The following is a 641-nucleotide window of genomic DNA, read 5'->3' as shown; positions in this document are numbered from 1 at the left end:
GACAATCGCTTCCAAGTCTATCTGTTCCGCATGACGGGTATCGTTGCGCGCGGCAACATCGTAGAGAGAGGGCCTCTCCGCCCGCGGAGCGAGTCCATGCGTTGAGCGGTCACGCGCATCACGCAGACGGCGATCGTCTTGGTAACCAATGACGGGCATCCAGCCACTGGTTAAATGAGAACCATTCGCGACCACGGAGGCATCCACGCCCGTGTTGCTGAAGCCCCGGGGTTTGATGTGCATCTTGAAATGCATTTGTAATGAGTCGCCGGGCTGGAGCGGATTTTTCAGGGAATAAATCCGGTAACCGAGCTCATCATCCAGCACCATCGGAAATGCCGGCCGGTTGAATGAAACGTCTGCGATCCCTTCGTGGGGAATCGTGGAAAGGTGGATCGAGTCGATGGCGACTTTGCCGCGATTGACCAGCTGGTACGTACCGGTTATTTCAGCCTTTTGTTTTTCGGGATAGAGCTCGACCTGCAACCGGGTGCGCACCAGAACGGGTCGCGGGGCATTCCAGTATGGCCCGTAGCGTCGCTCGTATTCCGCCCGCATCTGCAAGCGATCCGCCTGATTCAAATACGCATTCAGCCCATTGGTGTTGTAAAAAATGAAACCACCGGATCCGGCAACCAGTA

At 56.2% G+C, this 641-nt stretch carries 1 pseudogene; it reads right to left on the bottom strand.

The annotated features are described in order from the left end of the window. A pseudogene (locus FH871_RS33405) lies at window positions 1-641 on the bottom strand (hypothetical protein); the annotation flags it as partial.

This window comes from Larkinella sp. C7, assembly GCF_006149005.1.
In the GTDB taxonomy this organism is placed as follows: domain Bacteria; phylum Bacteroidota; class Bacteroidia; order Cytophagales; family Spirosomataceae; genus Larkinella.
The sequence above is the reverse complement of the archived record's forward strand: the minus strand, read 5'-3'. Positions and strand labels throughout refer to the sequence as shown.